Source organism: Streptomyces sp. NPDC002125 (assembly GCF_053593715.1).
The window spans coordinates 424,950-442,122 of the sequence record NZ_JBSFDD010000003.1 but is presented as its reverse complement, the minus strand read 5'-3'; the positions used below and the strand labels follow the sequence as shown (position 1 = coordinate 442,122).

Annotated in this window: 10 protein-coding genes; 2 read left to right on the top strand and 8 right to left on the bottom strand. The window is 72.1% G+C overall.

What is annotated here, in order from left to right; translation table 11 throughout:
- Nucleotides 1-10: 10 nt before the first annotated feature.
- The 6 genes from ACWCQM_RS07930 to eccD all read right to left on the bottom strand — a co-directional run bounded on the left by ACWCQM_RS07930 (nucleotide 11) and on the right by eccD (nucleotide 7,344).
- Entirely contained in the window at nucleotides 11-3,049 is a 3,039-nt protein-coding gene (locus tag ACWCQM_RS07930; protein WP_450914427.1) for an AAWKG family protein, read from the bottom strand.
- A 2-nt stretch (nucleotides 3,050-3,051) separates the two neighbouring features.
- Nucleotides 3,052-3,504 (bottom strand): type VII secretion system-associated protein, encoded by a 453-nt coding sequence (locus ACWCQM_RS07925; protein ID WP_450914426.1) that lies wholly within the window; start codon nucleotides 3,502-3,504, stop codon nucleotides 3,052-3,054.
- A gap of 92 nt (nucleotides 3,505-3,596) precedes the next feature.
- Nucleotides 3,597-3,917 carry a WXG100 family type VII secretion target gene (locus ACWCQM_RS07920; protein WP_450914425.1) on the bottom strand — a complete coding sequence of 107 codons (321 nt, stop codon included), beginning with the start codon at nucleotides 3,915-3,917 and terminating at the stop codon, nucleotides 3,597-3,599.
- Between the two features lie 61 nt (nucleotides 3,918-3,978).
- Nucleotides 3,979-4,314: a hypothetical protein gene (locus ACWCQM_RS07915; RefSeq protein ID WP_198959793.1), complete on the bottom strand. Its 336-nt coding sequence runs from the start codon at nucleotides 4,312-4,314 to the stop codon at nucleotides 3,979-3,981.
- 174 nt (nucleotides 4,315-4,488) lie between these two features.
- Entirely contained in the window at nucleotides 4,489-5,928 is a 1,440-nt protein-coding gene (gene eccB, locus ACWCQM_RS07910; protein ID WP_450914424.1) for a type VII secretion protein EccB, read from the bottom strand.
- A gap of 15 nt (nucleotides 5,929-5,943) precedes the next feature.
- Nucleotides 5,944-7,344 carry a type VII secretion integral membrane protein EccD gene (gene eccD / locus ACWCQM_RS07905; RefSeq protein WP_450914423.1) on the bottom strand — a complete coding sequence of 467 codons (1,401 nt, stop codon included), beginning with the start codon at nucleotides 7,342-7,344 and terminating at the stop codon, nucleotides 5,944-5,946.
- 280 nt (nucleotides 7,345-7,624) lie between these two features.
- On the opposite strand from eccD, the gene eccCa reads away from it, so the two are divergent.
- Nucleotides 7,625-11,587 carry a type VII secretion protein EccCa gene (gene eccCa, locus ACWCQM_RS07900; protein ID WP_450914497.1) on the top strand — a complete coding sequence of 1,321 codons (3,963 nt, stop codon included), beginning with the start codon at nucleotides 7,625-7,627 and terminating at the stop codon, nucleotides 11,585-11,587.
- 29 nt (nucleotides 11,588-11,616) lie between these two features.
- Here the strand turns inward: eccCa and ACWCQM_RS07895 are convergent, their stop codons facing one another.
- A complete protein-coding gene (locus ACWCQM_RS07895) occupies nucleotides 11,617-12,822 on the bottom strand; it encodes a S8 family serine peptidase (protein WP_450914422.1) in 1,206 nt (401 codons plus the stop codon).
- Nucleotides 12,823-13,009: 187 nt separating this feature from the next.
- On the opposite strand from ACWCQM_RS07895, the gene ACWCQM_RS07890 reads away from it, so the two are divergent.
- The gene (locus ACWCQM_RS07890) at nucleotides 13,010-16,363 is read left to right on the top strand and encodes a right-handed parallel beta-helix repeat-containing protein (protein ID WP_450914421.1); all 3,354 of its coding nucleotides are present in this window, start codon (nucleotides 13,010-13,012) and stop codon (nucleotides 16,361-16,363) included.
- On the opposite strand, the gene ACWCQM_RS07885 is transcribed toward ACWCQM_RS07890, so the two are convergent.
- Nucleotides 16,326-17,135, bottom strand: coding sequence for a LysM peptidoglycan-binding domain-containing protein (locus tag ACWCQM_RS07885; protein ID WP_450914420.1), 810 nt, complete (start codon nucleotides 17,133-17,135; stop codon nucleotides 16,326-16,328). The genes ACWCQM_RS07890 and ACWCQM_RS07885 overlap by 38 nt on opposite strands.
- Nucleotides 17,136-17,173: the final 38 nt, after the last annotated feature.

The following is a 17,173-nucleotide window of genomic DNA, read 5'->3' as shown; positions in this document are numbered from 1 at the left end:
TCCCCCGGGTTCATCGGCCGATCACGGCGGGCGCGCCTCCCTCGTCCGTGCCCCAGACGTCTTCCTCCTCCTGGATCCAGGCGTCTCTCGCGCGGTCGCCGCTCTCCGTCTGCGGCCGGGCCGGAGCGCCGCCGCCGGCGGGCGGCACGAAGGGCATGCCGCTGGTGGTCGTGGCGTTCCTGGGCAGGGCGATGGGGGCCTCGTCGGGTGCTCTCCCGGCCGCCGTCGTGCCCGTACCGCCCCTGGGTCTGCGGTTGCTGACGACCTGGCCGCCGTCGATCACGCTGCGGATGCGCTCGTTCGTCCCCTGGCCCTGCCCGCCGCCCTGGCCGCCCATGGGCATCCCGCCCATCGGCATGCCTCCCATGGGCATGCCCGTCGGCTGGCCGCTCTGGCCGCTCTGGCCGCTGTCGCTCAGCGACGAACCGGGGAGCGTCCCGGTGTTCAGCGGCGTGCCGATCATCGGTGTGGAGGTGGTCGCGTCCGCCGAGGCCGCCCGGTCGAAGGGCGAGGCGTAGGGGAGCTCGTCGTAGAGCTCCTCCTCGTAGGAGCCGTACGGAGAGTCGGAGGAGCCGTACGCGTACGAGGCGTCCCCGGTGAGCGGGGCGCCGGGTGTGCCGTTCAGATAGCCGGAGGTGGTCGTGCCGTCCGGCAGGGTGTACGACGTGGAGCCGGTGCCGGGGTCCAGGACCGAGGTGCTGCCGTCGGGGAACTCGGTGACGATCCGCCCCTCGGAGTCGAGGTGGGTCAGGCTCCCGTCGGGGTTCGGCAGGGTGTCGCCGGTGTTCAGGGGGCCGGTCAGGGAGGTGCCGTCGGGGCGGGTGACCGTCGCCGTGTGCGTGTCCGGGTCGATGACCGTGCTGCTGCCGTCGGGGTAGTCCGTGACGACCCGGCCGTCCGCGTCCAGGTGCGTGAGTGCGCCGTCGGGGCCGGGAAGGCCGTCGCCCTGGTAGACGGGGCCGCTGATCGTCGTGGGGGACAGGGACGCCAGATCGTCGCTGCCGAGGGAGCCGTTGAGCGAACCGCTGCCGATCACTCCGGGGTCGGAGCCGATCCTGCTGAGCGCCTCCTCCAGCGAACGGGCCTCCGGAGAACCGCCGTTGAGCGGTCCCCCGCCCAGTATCTGCTGCCGCTGCTCGTCGTAGGCCGCCTGGGCCTGCGCCTGGGCCTCCTCGCGTTCCTTCTCCTGGGCCAGCTGCCGCTGCTCCTGCTCGGCCTGCTGCTTCTCCTGCTCCTTGCGCGCCGCCTCCTGCGCGGCCTCGGCCTCCTTCTCCTTCGCCTCCTGCTTCGCTTCCTGCTCGGCCTGCTTGGCCTCCTGCTTCGCTTCCTGCTCCGCCTGCTTGGCCTCCTGCTCGGCCTGGAGCTTCTCCTGCTGGGCCTTCGCCTCCGCCTCCTTGGCCTCCTGCTCCTTGCGCGCCACCTCCTGCGCGGCCTGGGCCTCCTTCTCCTTGGCCTCCTGCTTGGCCTCCTGTTCCTTCTCCTTGGCCTCCTGCTTCGCCTCCTGCTGGGCCTGCTTCTCCTCGGCCTCCCTGTCCCGCCGCGCCTGCTCCTCCGCTGCGGCCTTCTCCTTGGCCTCCTGCTCGGCCTTGGCCGCCTTCTCCTTGGCTTCCTGCTCCGCCTTGGCCGCCTTCTCCTTGGCCTCCTGTTCGGCCTTGGCCGCGGCGGCGGCGGCTGCCGCGGCGGCGGCCTGGTCCTTCTGCCACTGGATGAACTCCTCCTGCTGGCGCTTGGCCTCGGCCGCGGCGGCCTCCGCCTCGGCCTTCTCCTTGGCCGCCTGGTCATCGGCGTACAGGGAGGAGAGGTCGTCGCTGCCCCTCGTCCGGATGGAGCCGAGGTCGAAGTTCTTGGTGCTCCAGCTGCTGTGCACCTTCTCGATGGCGTCGTCGGCGGGCTTCACCAGATTCTCGATCACCGACGCCTGCCAGTTCTCGATGGCCCTTTCCCCGACCTTCTTCCACGTCGAGAGTTCCTTCAGCGGGCCGAATGCATCGGCCTTTCCGAGCCGGGTCGCGTCCTGATCGAAGGTGCCGGTCGTGTGATACGTCGTGTAGTACGAGGGATACATTCCCCCCGTGCTGTTCACCTTGTAGGTGATCTGCCTGATGTTGTTGTGCCACACATGGTCGGCGATCTCCTTGAGCAGATCGTGGAGCCATCGCAGCGGGTTCCCCATATAGAGTTCCCAGTCCATCCACCGGCGGTGCAGCTCGACCACCGCATTGCGGAAGTCCGTCTTCGCCTGGCGTATCTCGGCGCCCTGGAGGGACCCCGTCGTACCGGCCGGCCGCATGTCCTTCGCATAGCCGGCGTACTGCTTCCCCAGCGTGTGCACGAGGTTCCAGAAGACGCCCGCCGCCTGCCCGCGCCAGGCCTCGTTCTGCTCCGTCCCGAGCCTGCTCTCCCACTCCTGCACGGCCGCCGCGCGGTCCACGAAGAACTGCGCGGCCCGGTCGAAGGAGGCCGCCGCGGTGTCGAAGGAGGACAGTGTGACGGCCTGGTCGTTCGGGACGTCCAGGCCGTTCCACGCGAAGCTGTGCGTCCCCTGGTCCTTGTACAGCAGCGCTTCCAGTGCCCTGCCGGTGCCGTAGCTGTACTGGGTGAGGTCCTGGGTGCTCCAGGTCGCCTTGTCCCCCGACAGACCGAGGTGGTTGTCGTACTGGCTCTTGAACTCACCGCCCTCCACCACGCCCCCGACCGGAGGGCCGTCGTTGCTCTTGTTGCCGAGGAGCGTGAAGCGGGCCTTGTACATCGAGACCTGGTCGCCCGTGGAGGCGTCGTCCTCACCGGTCGCGTAGAAGGGGATCACGAAGTCCGTGTTCTCGATGCGCCAGCCGGAGTTCTCCGTCATCCAGTCGAGGTCGTTGACATCGACGTACGTCACGGAACTCTGCCGGCTGATCTCCACCTTCATCTGCGGAATTCCCTCATTGCCGGTCAGGCTGGTGAAAAGGGTGTCACGCAGGGGCGCCTTGTATCCGGTGAAGAGCCAGACGGCCTGGTGCCAGGAGTCGTTGGCCGAGGTCAGCGGCTTCACGTTCTCGTCGGCCATGATCAGTCGTCCTCGCCGTTGCCTCCGCCGAGCACGTCGTCGACGTCGGAGAAGATGTCGAGGAGTTTCTGTCCGTCGATCTTCTCCAGATTCTCCCCCTGCGTCTTGAACAGCTTCTCGATCGTCGTCTCCAGGCTGTCCTCGATGCTCGTGAAGAGGGTCTTCTGCTCGTCGAGGATCGTGGTGACGTCGTTGATCATGTCGACCACCGCCTTGTTGAGGCGCTGCCCGTTGGTGACGCCGTCCTTCGTCATTCCGCCGATCGTCAGCGGGAGCACGGCACCGGCGAGCACACCGTCCGGGTGGTCACCCTCCGGCAGCAGACTGGAGAGCGCGGGTACGGTCGGCCCGTCGCCCTGGATCTTGCGTATCTCCTCCGAGAACCCCTGGACGTCGCGCTGGAGGAAGTTCTCCAGCCAGACCTTGTCCAGGTTCACGGGCGCACCCTGCGCCATGCCGTTACCTCCTGGTGCCGTGGGAACAGATCGTGGGGGCGGCCGCCACGGCCGCGCCGGGGGCAGCCGCCCGTCGGGACGCGTCCAGCCGGTCAGCGACCGACGCGGACGCCCTCCCACAGCTGGGTCAGGGACTTCTCGCTGTACTGGTAGTTGCCCGAGACGTCGGTGAGCAGCGCCGAGTGGCTGGCGAGCAGGCCCTTCATCGCGTCGACCGCCTGGTTCCAGGCCACCTGCTTCTGCGTGTACACCTGGCGGTCCTCGCCCTCCCAGGTGTTCTTGAGTTCCTGGAGCTCGGCGTCCAGGTTCACGAGAATGCTCGCTATCGCCTTGGTCTGCTGGACCATGTCGTCGGCGGCATTCTGCATATGGGAGTAGTCGACATAGATGTAACCGTCGCTGAAATCACTCATGTCCGGCCTCGTTTCGCGGCGTTACGGAATTGCGGTGGGGGCGTCGCGGTACTCGGGAGGGTCAGCCCTTCAGCGCGTCGAAGACCGACTGCGACTGGCTGTACGCCTGGTTGATGGACTCGTTGGCCGATCCCTGGGTCATGCCCTGGGTCCGGAGCGTCTCGTTGAGGGTGTCGACCATCTCGCGGACGTTGCGGGAGATGATTTCCGCCTGGTCGTCCCACTGCTTCAGCAGGTCCTGGTACGCCTTGCCGTCCGAGCCCTTGAGCCCCGAGGCGAGGTTGAACTTCATGTTCTCGACGTCCTGCCGGCTGCGCTGGATACCGGTGAACGCCTGCTCCAGCGCGGTCACACCGTTCTGTGTGGCGCGTGCCTCCGACTGCTGCATGCCCGCCATGGACAGCACCTCCTGGTGATGGCGACGGCTGAGGGCGTCGCGTCGAAACAAACGTAAACAAGGGGCAGTTGAGGCAGCAATGAATTGCTGGGAATTCCTCGGTCCGTCGCTCTCCATTGGCGACCGCCGCCCCGGGAATTCACTTTCCGTACGCCGCCCATTTCCGGTATCCCGTCATTTCGGATCGCACCGGGCCGCGGTGGTGACGGCACGTCCCGTCGCCGCCGACTCGGGCGTCAGGTCCGGTCCCGTCGGGAGCATCGCGAGGAGCGGAGCGGGCAGGCCCTCGGCCCGGCCCACGGTGTAGCCGAGCGCCTCGGCCGCCTTCTCGCTGCCCACCCGGTACTTCATGCCGGTGTCGGTCACCAGGTAGACCGTGCCGCCCACCGCACCGCCGCCCGCTCCGAGTGCGTGCACCAGGGCACCGCCGCCCGGCCGTACGGTGATCCGGCCGACCCGCACACAGGCCGGGGTCAGCCCGTCGGCGGGGGCCTGTGCGGCGGGTCCCAGCGCGCCGCGCGGGGTGAGCACCACGCTCACCCTGGTCCCCGACGCGTCGGCCTGGACCCGGGCGCAGAGCGTCTGCCCGTCCTTGAGGGACACCGCTTCGGGCGGTGACTCCGGGAGGCCCCCGTCGTCCGCGGTGACCGGCGCACGGTGTTCCGCGAGGGCGTCCGCCCCCAGGTCGGACGCGGTGGCCGACCGGCCGCCGTACACCGTGCTCCGGGTCTCCGGGTCGCCCAGGACCAGGGCGGCGCCGGTGGCCGTGAGCGGTGCGAGGCCGTCCTCGGTGAGCAGGTGGTAGCGGCCGGCCGCGCCGGGGACGGTGATCCGGAAGACCTCGCCGATACGGGTCCCACGGCCGCCGAGCTCCGGCCCCTTCCCACCCCGGCCCTCGACCTCGGGGGGCTCCAGACCGGGCCCGGAGGGCAGGGCGTTGAGGAACGCCGCCGATACCCGAAGCCGGGGTGCGGAGGCGTATCCGAGCGCCTCCGCCGCGCCCTGCTCGCGGTCCAGCCTGAGCTTGCTGCCGTGCCACACGAGATGGTCGGCGCCGTCGGGCCCGCGCACCAGGAGGGCCTGCCCGGCGGCGAGGCCCTGCCCCGCGCCGTCCGCCCCCACGGCCAGCGTGGTGGCATCCGAGCCGGTCGTGCTCCCCGAACAGACCTGCCACGCACCGGTCTCCAGGTCACCGGCGGCGGGCAGGACGTCGGGGGCGCCCGCGATGCCGACCGGGGTGCCGTGCGGGGTGTTCCGCAGCGAGGCGCTCCCGACCTGCGCGGTCTTCATCTCCGCGCCCGCCAGCAGCCGCGCGGAGGCGTAGTTGCGCACGGGGCGCAGCCGCCCGCCCAGGTAGAGGTAGCGGGAGCCGGTGCCCTTGTCGACGACCAGCGTCCCCGCCTCCTTCCAGGAGTCCGTCGTGCCGGGCTTGAGCAGCCCGAACACGAAGGCTCCCGCCGACAGGAGCACGGCGATGACGATGCCCAGGGCGATGCCCCGGTTGGTCCGTCCCTGAGGGCTCTCCGGGGCGTCCGGATCTCCCCGGAGCATCCCGGAGGTGAGGCGCCCCATGACGAACATGTGGGCCTGGACCTGATCGCGTTTGGACTGCACGGTGCTCCCCCGGGCTCAGGCGTTGAGGGCGCGCAGGTCGCCGTAGACCCCGAGCACCCACAGGGTCAGCGGCAGCAGGCTGATCGCGGTCGCCGAGTGCAGCAGCTCCGCGGCCCGTCCCCAGTACGGCACCAGGCGCCTGCCGGGCACGGTCCAGGAGAGGATCGCGGCGAGCGCGGCGACCGCGAGCAGGGTGCCGGTGACCAGCAGCCGGTCCCCCGGCGTCGCCGACCAGGCGCCGGCCATCGCGAGCAGCAGCGCGCCCCAGGCCGCGGGCACCACGAGCGAGAGCCGCTGCCAGACATGGCCGAGCCCCCGCGCGTGCAGCGCGAGGAGGAGGATCAGGACCGACACCAGGACGGTCTCGGGCAGCCCCGCACGGCGCACGAGCACCCCCAGACAGGCGGCGCAGACCAGCCCGACGGCCCCGTACAGCGAGGTCATCCAGCCGTCGGCGAGGACCGTGCGGGCGGCGACGACGGCGGTGGGGTGGGGCTCGATGCCCTCCTGGAGCTGCTGGGCGTTGGTGGGCAGCGGCGGCATCCGCAGCCCGGACATCCGGAACGACAGCGACGGCACGAAGGCCCCCAGCACCACGGCGGCCAGGACACACACCGAGGCCGACTCACCGGCCGAGAGACCGGCGGTGATCATCAGTACGCCGCCGAGCGCGCCGAACGCCGCGACCACGGCCACGCACAGGAACAGCGCGGCGAACGCCGCCACCACCGCCAGGGCGAGCACCGCTCCGCCCGCCCCGGCCGCCGACGCGGCGAGCAGCCGGGGGCCGAGTACGGCCTCGTGGTGCGGGCCGCCGAGATCGCCGCCGGTCAACAGCCAGCCGGCCAGGGCCAGATAGGGCCCCACCATGAAGCCCAGCGCGGCGGCGGCCCCCGCGTCGCCCACCGCCCGGCTCGCCGACGCGGCGCCCGCGAGCAGCAGCAGCCCGGCGAGGGCGGCGCACAGCGCGCGCAGCCCGGTGTCCCGCGCGGGGAGCGCCAGCACGGCCAGCCCGGCCAGCAGGGCCGCCACGGCCAGGCCGCACAGCAGCCGCCGGCCCGCCGCGGGCCCCCAGCCGTAGGGGCGGCCGTTCATGGTGGTGGATATGCCGTCCACCAGATCGTCGAGGTGGACCTCGGGCAGGGCCTCGGTGCGCGGCCTGAGATGGACGGTCTCGCCGTCGCGCAGGTCGTAGGAGTCGAGGGTGCGCTCCTCGTCGAGCGGCGGGCCGCCGAGGCGCTGGAGGACCCAGCCGCCGTGTTCGATGCCCTCCTCGGCGAGGTCGTCGCCGGCGTATCCGAGGATCGCGGGCAGCAGGTCGGCCACGGGCACGTCGGCGGGCACCGCCAGGTCGATGATCCGGGCGGGAGCACGGACGGTCAGGCGGCACACTCCGGCCACCTGGGTGTCGGTCATGGGGGCCTCTCTCCCGAGGTGCGGTGGCCGGACGGCGCGGGGCCCGTAGCACCCGAACAGGCGTCGCCGCCAGGGAGGTTCGGGGGTACGCCTGACGGATCGTAAGCACGACTCGGCAGCCCGGAGGGGGCCGGGGGCCGACCCTCCGCAAGCGTTCACGGAGCCGCCCCTGAGCGTTGTCCGTCCGTTCACGGGACCCGGCCCATGCTTTCGTCGAACCCCTGTGTGACCGCTCCGTGCGCAACGATTCCGTACAGAACGATGGAGACCCTCCTTGAGCGTGGTCCTGTTCCGACGGCCGGCCCGCCGGCGTGGCCCGGAGATGCCCGACGGTGAGCTGAGCCTTCAGGAACCGCCCACGCTGCCCGAGGTCGTCCCGGACTCCTCGGCCGTCTGGACCTACCTCCCGATGGCGCTCATGTCCGTGTCGATGATGCTGATGTTCATGCGCCCCGGCATGACCAAAGGCAGCGGGGGCTTCATCTATCTCGCGCTGGGCCTGATGGTCCTGTCGACCGGGGCGATGATGGTCGGCCAGGCCATGCGCAGGAGCAGTGAGCGCAAGGAGCGGCTCAAGGGCGAGCGCCGCGACTACCTGCGCTATCTGGGCCAGACCCGGCGCAAGGTCAGGGCGGCCGTCGTCGACCAGCAGCGCGCCCTGGCCTGGCGCCACCCCGAGCCGGCCGCCCTGTGGTCACTGGCGGGCTCGACCCGGATGTGGGAACGCCGCCCGCAGGACGAGGACTTCGGCGAGGTACGGGTCGCCGTCGGGGAGCAGAAGCTCGGACTGCGGCTGACGCCGATGGCGACGAGCCCGGTGGAGGACCTGGAGCCGCTCGCCGCGCACGCCCTGCGCAGCTTCATCCGCGCCTACGCCACCGTCCCCGAGCAGCCCATCGCCATCTATCTGCGGGCCTGGGCGCGGGTGCTGTTCCGGGGCGACGAGGAGCACATCCGGTCCGTGGCCCGCGCGATGGTGGCCCAGCTCGTCACCTTCCACGCGCCGGACGACGTCTGGGTGGCCCTGTGCGTCTCCGACGAGCGGCGCCCGGACTGGGAGTGGGCCAAGTGGCTCCCCCACCACATGCATCCCCAGGAGAGCGACGGCGCGGGCCCCGCCCGGATGTCCGGGGCCGCGTTCAACGAGCTGGAGGACCTGCTCGGCGCGGAGTTCCTGGAGCGCCCCCCGTTCGACCCGGACGCGGCGCCCGGCCGCGAGGAGCCGTTCACCGTGATCGTCGTGGACGGCGGGACCGTGCCCTCGGGCCACCGGCTGGACGGCCCGGGGCTCCGCAACACCGTCGTCCTCGACCTCTCGGGGGCGCTGACCTGGCGCCCCGGCCGGGTCACCCTCCGCTTCGACGTCACCGCGGACACCTTCGGGCTCGTGCGGACCGACCGCGACCGCAAGGAGCAGACGACGCTGCTCGGGCGCCCCGACGGCTTCGGTACCACCGGCGCCACCGCGCTGGCCAGGCGTCTCGCCCCGTACCGCATGGGCACCGGCCCGGACACGGGCGAGCCGCTCGCGACCAATGTGGAGCTCACCGCCCTGCTGGGCATCGGCGACCTCCACCGCCACGACCCGCCCGCCCTGTGGACGCGGAGCACCGGGCCCGCCCGGCTGCGGGTGCCCATCGCGGTCGGGGCGGACGGCACCCCGGTGGAGCTGGACATCAAGGAGTCCGCGCAGGGCGGTTCGGGCCCGCACGGGATGCTGATCGGGGCGACCGGCTCGGGCAAGAGCGAGCTGCTGCGGACGCTGGTGCTCGCGCTGGCGCTCACCAACTCCTCCGAGGCGCTCAACTTCGTGCTGGTCGACTTCAAGGGCGGCGCCACCTTCCTCGGACTCGACGAGCTGCCGCACACCTCGGCCGTCATCACCAACCTCGCGGGCGAGGCCGCTCTGGTCTCCCGCATGCAGGACGCGCTGCACGGCGAACTGATCCGCCGCCAGGAGCTGTTGCGCAGCGCGGGCAACTACGCGTCGGCGCTGGACTACGAGAAGGCGCGCGCCGCGGGCACCCCGCTCGCACCGCTGCCCAGCCTCTTCGTCGTGGTCGACGAGTTCAGCGAACTCCTCTCCGCCCACCGTGACTTCATGGAGCTCTTCGTGATGATCGGCCGGCTCGGGCGCAGCCTCGGCGTGCATCTGCTGCTGGCCTCGCAGCGCCTCGACGAGGGACGTATGCACCAACTGGAGAGCCATCTCTCGTACCGCATCGGGCTGCGGACCTTCTCCGCGATGGAGAGCCGCGGCGTCCTCGGCGTGCCCGACGCCTACCAGCTGCCCCCGCAGCCGGGCAGCGGCTATCTCAAGTCGGGGGTCGAGGCGCTGACCCGCTTCCGCGCCGCCTATGTGTCCGGGCCCTACCGGCAGCGCGCCGGAGGCGCGAACCAGGCCAGGGTCGCCAGCCAGACCGTGCCCTGGACGACGGCCTACGTGGTGCCGCGGCATCTGCCCGCCGTGCCCGATCCCGAACCGGAGACGGACGAGACCGGCGAGACCCTGCTGTCCGTCGCCGTGGACCGGCTGCTGGGCGCGGGACCGCCCGCGCACCAGGTCTGGCTGCCGCCGCTCGGCCTGCCCCCGACGCTGGACCAGATCCTGCCGCCCCTCACACCGGACGGCGCGCTGGGCCTCACGACGGCGGGCTGGGAGGGGCGCGGCACACTGCGGGTGCCCATCGGCATCATCGACCGGCCCTTCGACCAGCTCCGCGACCTGCTCCAGATCGACCTGGCCGGTTCCGGCGGGCACGTGGCCGTCGCCGGTGGACCGCAAAGCGGCAAGAGCACCATGGTCCGCACGATCCTGGCCTCACTGGCCCTCACCCACACCCCGGAGGAGGTGCAGTTCTACTGCCTGGACTTCGGCGGCGGCACCCTGGCGTCACTGTCGGGGCTGCCGCACACGAGCGGCGTCGCGGCCCGCCTCGACACCGAACGCGTCGGCCGGACGATCGCCGAGGTCAACACCCTGATGGCGGCCCGCGAGCGGTTCTTCCTGGAGCACGGCATCGACTCCATGGCAACGTTCAGGCGCCGCCGCGCCGCCGGTGAGTTCCCCGGCGAGCGGCACGGCGACGTCTTCCTGGTCATCGACGGCTGGTCGACCGTGCGGCAGGACTACGACCACCACATCAGCACCTTCAACGCCATCGCGGCACGCGGGCTGAACTACGGCATCCACCTGATCGTCACCACCGCCCGCTGGGTGGAGCTCTCCTCAGCCGTGCGCGACCAGGCGGCCACCCATCTGGAGCTGCGGATGGGCGACCCGATGGACTCCGGGATCGACATGCGCAAGGCCGCCACGGTGCCGCGCACACCGGGGCGCGGCCTGACCCGCGAGGGCAAGCTGCACTATCTGACCGCGCTGCCCCGGATCGACGGGGTGGAGGGCTCCGACGACCTCACCGAGGGTGTGTCCGGTCTCGTCGCCGCCCTCCAGGAGTCCTGGCAGGGCCCGTCCGCACCCCCGGTACGGATGCTGCCGACCGCCCTCCCGTCGTCGGAACTCCCCTCCGCCGAAGGGGACTTCCGGATGGCGCTCGGCCTGGAGCAGGAGGAACTCTCCACCGTCTGGCACGACTTCAGCGAAAGCCCGCACATGATCGTGGTCGGCGACAGCGAGAGCGGCAAGACGAATCTGCTGCGTCTGGCCGCCAGGGCCGTCATGGACCGCTACACCCCGGCCGAGGCCAGGATCATGGTGGTGGACTACCGCCGCGAGCTGGTCGAAGCCGTCCCCGACGCCTACCGGCTCGGCCACGCCGTCTCCATCGACGCGCTCAAGGATCTCGTGGACGGCGCGGCGCGCGCGGTGAAGACCCGGGTACCGGGCCCGGAGATCGCGCCTGCCCGGATGCGGCTGTGCGACTGGTGGACGGGCCCGCGGCTGTTCGTGCTGGTCGACGACTACGACATGCTCGGTACGGGCCCGATGAACGCGCCCTTCGACCCGCTCCTGGACCAGCTGGCGCTCGGCTGGGAGGTCGGGCTGCACCTGGTGGTCGCCCGCTCGGCGGCCGGAGCCGGGCGAGGGCTCAGCGACCATCTGATGCGCCGGCTCCAGGAGGTCAACACCCCTGGCCTGCTGCTGTCGTGCCCGCCGTCGGAGGGCTACGTCTTCGGCAACGTCAAGGGCCGCAACCTCCCACCGGGCCGGGCCACCCGGATCGCGCGCCGCAGGACGGTACAGATGCAGACGGCCTTGCTGGACCAGCCGGACGGGGCGTAGGGCACGGGCCGGGCGCACCAGGCCAGGCCCTACGCACCCCCCGCCGGACGCCACCCCCGTGCCCGCCCCCGGGGCAGCACCGCCGCCGCGCCCGCCAGCAGCAGGACGAGGCCTCCGCAGATCCCGGCGACGAGCAGCGCGCGGTGCCGGGGCCCCTCGGGCTCCGGCGCGGGCATCCTCGCGCGGGCGGCCTCCGGTACCGTTCCGGGGTCCCCGGTCAGCACCGCCGTCATCGCCGCGTACGGGTCGAGCCTGGGCGGCGACGCCGGATACGCGGCCCCGGTCAGCTGCCGGGCCGCCTCCGCCGCCGTCATCCCGGGATGCTGCGCCCGTACGAGCGCCGCCGCCCCCGCCACCTGGGCGGCGGCCAGCGAGGCACCCGAGCCGAGGTAGTGCCCGGCCCCCTCCGGGCCGTTGCCGACCACCGCGTCACCGGGCGCCGCGAGGTCGGCGCCGCGCACACCGGGGGCGTTCGCGGGCCGGCCGCCGTCCGGGCCGAAGTCGGTCACCGCGACGACCCCCGGGGCCGACGCCGGCCAGTACCAGGGCGCCGCCGGGGCAAGACCGCCCGGCTCGTCGCGGTCCTCGGCGAGCGCGTCCGGCGCCACGGGCGCGACGACCAGGGCATCGCGGGAGGCTGCGTACGCGACGGCCTCGGTCAGTTCCTTCCTCCCGGTGGCGAGCGCCTGCCCGACGTAGACGACCTCCGCGCCCTCGTCGGCGGCGGCCCGGATGCCCGCCGCCACCCGGCCCGGCGTCGGCGTACCCCGCTCGTCGGTACCGCGTACGGCCAGGATCGCCGCCCGGGGCGCGACGCCCGCGGGCCCCACCCCGTCGATCCGCGCCCCGGCGATGAGCCCGGCGGCGAAACTGCCGTGCCCCACGCAGTCCTCGCCCGCCCCGCCCAGCGCGCGCACCCGGCCGGCGAGCGCCGGAACCTCCGCGCCCACCCCGGTGTCCACGACGGCGACGGTCACCCCGTGGCCCTCCTCCAGGGTCCACGCCCTCCCGAGCCCCAGGGCCCCCGCCGACCAGGGCTCCGCCTCGGCCTTCCTGCCGGAGGCGCCGACGCACGGCTCTCCTGGCGCAAGACTGCCCCGCACGACGGGGAGTTGGACCGAGTCCGCCGCAACCGCCGGCGTAGGGAGGGCCGTTGTCAGCACGGCGGTGAGCGTGGCAAGGACCGCCGCCGCTCCCGGTCCTGCGGATGCACGGGGGCAGCGGGCTCGTCGCATGGCGTACACGCTAGGCACCCCAGATGACGCATGGGCGACGCGTACGGCACACGGCCGCCACCTCCAACACCTCGGCGGACACCCGCCGTTCCCCCAGGCTTCACCCAGCGCACACCAGGGCCCTCCCGCCCCGTCCCCCGGCGTCGGGAAGGATCGGACGCGGCGGCGAAACGAGGAGGATCAGGGCGTGTCACGGCAGTTGCTCACGGTGTCACCGGACCGGCCGAACGCGTTCCGGACGATCGGTGAGGCCCTGGCCGCCGCGCGCACCGGAGCGGTGATCCAGATCGCGCCCGGCCGCTACGCCGAGAACCTGACAGTACGCAACAGGGTCACACTCGTCGCCGACGGGGACCGGGGCAGCGTGGAGATATGCCCCCGCCGGGGCAGCGCCCTCGTCCTCCTCGCCGACGCGGTGATGCTCACCGATCTCACCCTGCGCGGCGGAGCCGACGACCTCCCCGTCGTCGACGCCCCGCGCGGCCAGCTCTCCATGGACGGCTGCACGGTCCTGGGGTCGGGGTGGACCGCCGTCCTGGCGAGGGAGACAGGTGCGCTCGCCCTGCGGGGCTGCCGGATCACCAACCCGGCGGGCGCGGGCATCGTGGACATGTCCCCCACGGGCAGCGTCCTGGCCGACTGCGTCGTGGAGAACCTCGGCACCTCGGGTGTCGTCCTCAGCGAGGAGGCCCGTACGACGGTGCGCGGCTGCCGCATCCGCGACAGCCGGGGAAACGGCGTCCTGGCCAACGGTTCGGCGCAGGGCGTCGTCGAGCACTGCGACATCTCCGGCGCGCAGAAACCGGCCCTGGCCCTGGAAGGCAGCAGCTCCACCCGCGTCCGGAACACCGCCGTGCACGACACCGCCATCGGCGTCTACCTCACCAGCGACGCCCGCCCCTCCCTCGACGAGGTGACCGTCCTGGACACCACGGGCCTCGGCATCGCCCTAGCCTCCGGCGCGGACCCCGAACTGCGCCACTGCCGCACCCTGCGCACGGCGGGCGGCGGGCTCGCGGTCACCGAGCGCTCCCGGGGCACCTTCGAGGGCTGCGACTTCGACGCCTCGGCCGCTCCCGCCGTCCTCGTACGGGGATCGAGTACGCCGATGCTCACCACCACCACGGTCCGCGACTGTGCCGCGGGCCAGGGCACTTCGGCAGCCGTCGTCCTGGAGGACGACTCCGTGGCGGAGTTCGACGGCCTGGACGTCATGGACCCGGCGGGCACGGGCATCCTGATCCGCTCCGGCGCCCAGCCCCTGCTGCGCCGCGCCAGGGTCACCACGCCCGGCGGCCACGGCATCGAGGTCGTGGACGACGGCCGGGGGCGGCTGGAGTCCTGCGAGGTCCAGGGCTCCGGCGGGGCGGGCATCCGGGTCGCCGACGGCGGCCACCCGGAGATCGGCGACACCACCGTGGGCGAGAGCGGCGACGCCGGCATCCTCGTCGGCGCCCAGGGCATCGCCACCGCGCGGGACGGCGACGTACGGGCGTCCGCCGCGTCCGGCGCCCTGGTCGAGAAGGGCGGCGAACTCATCGCGCGGCGTGTCCACTTCGGCGGCTCCGGAGCCCACGGCGTCCTGCTGGCGGCGGGGGCCAGGGCCTCACTCGACGACTGCCGGATCGACGCGAGCCTGGGAGACGGCATCCGCGTCGACACCTGTGAGCCGGTCGCCGTCACCGACAGCTCCGTACGCGACAACCGGGGCGCGGGCCTTCGCCAGACCGCGGCGGGCGACCGGCTGACCGTCGAGCACCTGATCAGCGCCGACAACGCGCAGCCCGACTCCTGGGGCGCCACGGCGGCGGCCCCGGCGAACGACGGCACCGCGACCGGCCGCAGAACCGCGCCCCCGCCACCCGCGGGCCCTCTGGAGGAGCTGGAGTCGCTGATCGGCCTCGCCGACGTGAAGCACCAGGTCCGCACCCTCGTCCATCTCAACCAGCTCGCCCAGCGCCGCGCCCGTCTCGGCATGCCCGCTCCGCCCATGAGCCGCCACCTGGTCTTCTCGGGCCCGCCCGGCACCGGAAAGACCACGGTCGCCCGGCTCTACGGTGGCATCCTGACCGATCTCGGCGTGCTGCGCTCGGGTCATCTCGTGGAGGTCTCCCGGGCCGATCTGGTCGCACAGATCATCGGGGGCACCGCCATCAAGACGACGGAGGCCTTCAACGAGGCGCTCGGCGGCGTCCTGTTCATCGACGAGGCGTACACCCTGCTCTCCGACGGCAAGGGCTCCGGTGCCGACTTCGGCAAGGAAGCCGTGGACACCCTGCTCAAGCTCATGGAGGACCACCGCGACGACGTCGTGGTCATCGCCGCCGGCTACACCGGCGAGATGGACTCCTTCCTCACGTCCAACCCCGGTCTGGCCTCCCGCTTCACCCGTACCGTCGAATTCGCCAACTACTCGGTCGCCGAACTCGTCACGATCACCGAGTCCATGTGCGAGACCCACCGCTACGAGCTGGACCCGCGCACGCTCGACGCCCTCGCCGCGCACTACACGTCCATGACCCGTGACGCCTCCTTCGGCAACGGCCGGGCCGCCCGGCGCGTCTTCGAGGAGATGGTCGACCGCCAGGCCTTCCGGCTGAGCAGCATGGCCGAACCCGCCGAGAGCGACCTCTCGATGCTCCTGCCCGAGGACGTCGCTCCGCCCGCCGAACCCGCCGACGGCGCGTCCGACTCCGCCGAGCTCCTCTCCCGCCTCGACGCGATGGTCGGTCTGGCCGCCGTCAAACGCGAGGTCAACGACCTGGTGTCCCTCCTGGAGTCCTCCCGCCGCCGCAAGGCCGCCGGACTTCCGACACCCAAGGTCAGCCACCATCTGATCTTCTCCGGTCCTCCCGGTACGGGTAAGACGACCGTCGCCCGTCTCTACGCCGGACTCCTGCACTCGCTGGGGGTACTGCCCCGGGGACAGCTCGTCGAGGTGGCCCGCGCGGACCTCGTGGGCCGGTACGTCGGCCACACCGCGCAGCTCACCAAGGAAGTCTTCGAAAGCGCCCTGGGTGGTGTGCTGTTCATCGACGAGGCCTACACCCTCACTCCCGAGGGGGCGACCTCCGACTTCGGCAGGGAAGCCGTGGAGACACTGCTCAAGCTGATGGAGGACCACCGTGACGACGTCGTCGTCATCGCGGCCGGCTACACCCACGAGATGCGGCGCTTCCTGGACTCCAACCCGGGACTCGCCTCACGCTTCTCGCGTGCGGTGGAATTCGAGAACTACACCACCGACGAACTGGTCGGCATCATGGCCCGGCATGCCTCGGACTCCGGTTACGACTGCCCGGACGACACGCTCAAGGCTCTTCACAGCTATGTGGACGCGCTTCCGCGTGACGCTTCCTTCGGCAACGCGCGTACCTCGCGACAGATCCTCGACGTCATGACCACGCTCCAGGCCCGCAGGCTCTCCGTGCTGGACTCCCCCGGGCTCGACGCGCTGCGCCGACTGCTTCCCGAGGACGTCCCGGCGCTGCCGGCCGGACGGGTCAGGCGTTCAGACGGAGTCGCTGACCGGGGAAGATGAGGTGCGGTCCACGGTCCAGGACCTCGTTGTTCATCTCGTACAGCGCCTGCCAGCCACCGGGCACATCGGCCCGCTCCGCGATCACCGAGAGGGTGTCGCCGGACTCGACGACATAGGTCTCCTCGTCGGTGAGGTCCTCGGAGTAGTGCGTCGCGCCGCCGCCGTTGCCCGACGAGCCGCCGGTGGACTGCTGCTGGGGCGCGGCCTGCGGGGTGGTGTCCTGGCCGGAACCGCTGGATCCGCTGGAACCGTTCGAGCTGTTCGAGCTGTTCGAGCCACCGGAGCTGTTCGAGCCGTTCGAGCTGCCTGAGCTGTTCGACGAGGAGCTGGACGAGCCGTTCGCACCGAGGCGTCCACAGGTCGGCCAGGCGGAGAGCCCCTGCGAGCGGGCGACGCGTTCACCGACCGCGATCTGCTCGGACCGGGTGGCGAGGTCGGCGCGCGGTGCGTACTGCCCGCCGCCGTAGGCCCGCCAGGTGGAGGGAGCGAACTGCAGTCCGCCGTGGTAGCCGTTCCCGGTGTTGATGTTCCAGCGGCCGTTGCTCTCGCACTCGGCGATGCGGTCCCAGTCCGTACCGGCGACGACGGTCGGCGCGGTGACGGTCGGCGCGATCGCGGCCCGGGCGGGAGCGGCCTGGGCGACGGCCTGCGCGGGGGCCTTGGCCTCGGCGGCCTCGGCGCTGCGGCCGGAGAGGCCGAGCACGCTCAGGAGGACGAGCAGAAGGGCGAGCGCCGATTCGACGGGCCGCTTGGCGAGGGGTGATGCCGGCATGACGGTATTTCCTCCGCTGTGCTCCAGAAGGTGTGCAA

Bases quoted from the DNA above. Each gene is read 5' to 3' on its own strand.
- ACWCQM_RS07930 (WP_450914427.1), bottom strand. From the start codon at position 3,049: ATGGCCGACGAGAACGTGAAGCCGCTGACCTCGGCCAACGACTCCTGG.
- ACWCQM_RS07925 (WP_450914426.1), bottom strand. From the start codon at position 3,504: ATGGCGCAGGGTGCGCCCGTGAACCTGGACAAGGTCTGGCTGGAGAAC.
- ACWCQM_RS07920 (WP_450914425.1), bottom strand. From the start codon at position 3,917: ATGAGTGATTTCAGCGACGGTTACATCTATGTCGACTACTCCCATATG.
- ACWCQM_RS07915 (WP_198959793.1), bottom strand. From the start codon at position 4,314: ATGGCGGGCATGCAGCAGTCGGAGGCACGCGCCACACAGAACGGTGTG.
- eccD (WP_450914423.1), bottom strand. From the start codon at position 7,344: ATGACCGACACCCAGGTGGCCGGAGTGTGCCGCCTGACCGTCCGTGCT.
- ACWCQM_RS07895 (WP_450914422.1), bottom strand. From the start codon at position 12,822: ATGCGACGAGCCCGCTGCCCCCGTGCATCCGCAGGACCGGGAGCGGCG.
- ACWCQM_RS07885 (WP_450914420.1), bottom strand. From the start codon at position 17,135: ATGCCGGCATCACCCCTCGCCAAGCGGCCCGTCGAATCGGCGCTCGCC.